This window comes from Bacillus sp. AP50 (genome assembly GCF_040492675.1).
In the GTDB taxonomy this organism is placed as follows: Bacteria; Bacillota; Bacilli; order Bacillales; family Bacillaceae_G; genus Bacillus_A; species Bacillus_A cereus.
The window spans coordinates 1-1,333 of sequence record NZ_JBEUTW010000630.1 but is presented as its reverse complement, the minus strand read 5'-3'; the positions used below and the strand labels follow the sequence as shown (position 1 = coordinate 1,333).

Below are 1,333 nucleotides of genomic sequence, written 5' to 3'. Positions count from 1 at the left end.
GTCCAAACTACCAAATATTTGCCGAATCCCCTCTCTATGCTGTGGAAAAATTAGTGTCACCAATTCAATACCTTCTGAAATAATTGATGCATACGTGATACAAAAACTTACAAGTAATATTTTGTCCTCAATTTTTTTATAGGCCGATCAGCTTTACTGTATAGTAGCTCAAGCACTGCAAATTCAGTTGCATTAAGTCCATAAATTTTTAAATCCTTTTCATACGTTTAGTGATTGGCTGTAATTCCCTTGATAATATAACAAATAACTTTAAAGATAAGCTCTCATAATTACCAATCCTTTACAAGTTATCTTGAATTCGAGATTTATTATATTATCGTCGAAATATTATGTCAATAATTCATTTTAGCGTTATCAAGCCACTTATAATTTATTTCTCAACATAAGACATATAGAATCGTTAGAAAATAACTGTTAATATATAGATATCTCAATTACGTTATTTTTTAGAGGGCTTGTTGTCTAGCGCAAGCTCTCTTTTTTCATAGTCTAAATGGAATTCGGACACATTTTATATGGTGAGTTTTGCCCTCTTTTAGCGATAGAGACAAAAAATCTGGTTGTGATGTAAAAACTTCAAAATAACCGCAAATAATCTATAAAAATCAGACATATTAATGAATATGCATTCAAGCGAATCCGGTCTGTTTAAATTTGATTATTGAACTATTTCTCTGTGGCAAAATAAAGCAGCGCTATGGTCGGAAAAGCGATTCCGATCCACAATGCTACACTCCATCCTCCGAAAAAGGATCCAACAGCAACACCCAAAAAGAAAATAGACATGAATAATCCATTTAAGCGACTACGAACTTCTGGTTGCAAAGAGAAAATCAAACGTTGACTTAAAACTGGAAGAGGAATATCGCACTCGATGTTTCCAGCCCCGTCGACTGCAAGCAAAGCAACTTCTAGAGAAGGGAATTCAAAGAGGAGAATTGAAAGAAAACCTTGATATTGAATTATCCATCGATCTCATTTACGGTCGGTTGCTAGTAACCGGTGATAAGTTGGATGATTCCTATGTACATCACTTGGTAACAAGCGCATTCGATGGAATACGATAAACATGAATAACATTCGAAAAAAGAATTAAATGCGCCTTCCTCCTATACGAATAAAATTTCGCTTAACTTAATAAATAAAATATCTAATTATTTAAGCTGATGTATATGAGTCGGTCCCCCACATACATCAGCTTAAGAGTTGAGAATTACCCTAAATGAATGAACATGCAAAAAAATTTATTCTGAGGATTTTACGATATTTTATTTAATCGAAATGTGACATAACTCCTGTCTCTTATACACAT

General features: G+C 33.3%; 3 pseudogenes. 1 reads left to right on the top strand and 2 read right to left on the bottom strand.

Annotation, left to right across the window (positions count from 1 at the left end):
• Both ABWK52_RS27610 and ABWK52_RS27605 read right to left on the bottom strand, forming a co-directional pair.
• Positions 1-298, bottom strand: a pseudogene (locus tag ABWK52_RS27610) (MarR family transcriptional regulator); the annotation flags it as partial.
• A gap of 389 nt (positions 299-687) precedes the next feature.
• Positions 688-873, bottom strand: a pseudogene (locus ABWK52_RS27605) (MFS transporter); the annotation flags it as partial.
• Here ABWK52_RS27605 and ABWK52_RS27600 point away from each other — a divergent pair.
• Positions 864-1,088 (top strand): annotated as a pseudogene (locus tag ABWK52_RS27600) (TetR-like C-terminal domain-containing protein); the annotation flags it as partial. The pseudogenes ABWK52_RS27605 and ABWK52_RS27600 overlap by 10 nt on opposite strands.
• Positions 1,089-1,333: the final 245 nt, after the last annotated feature.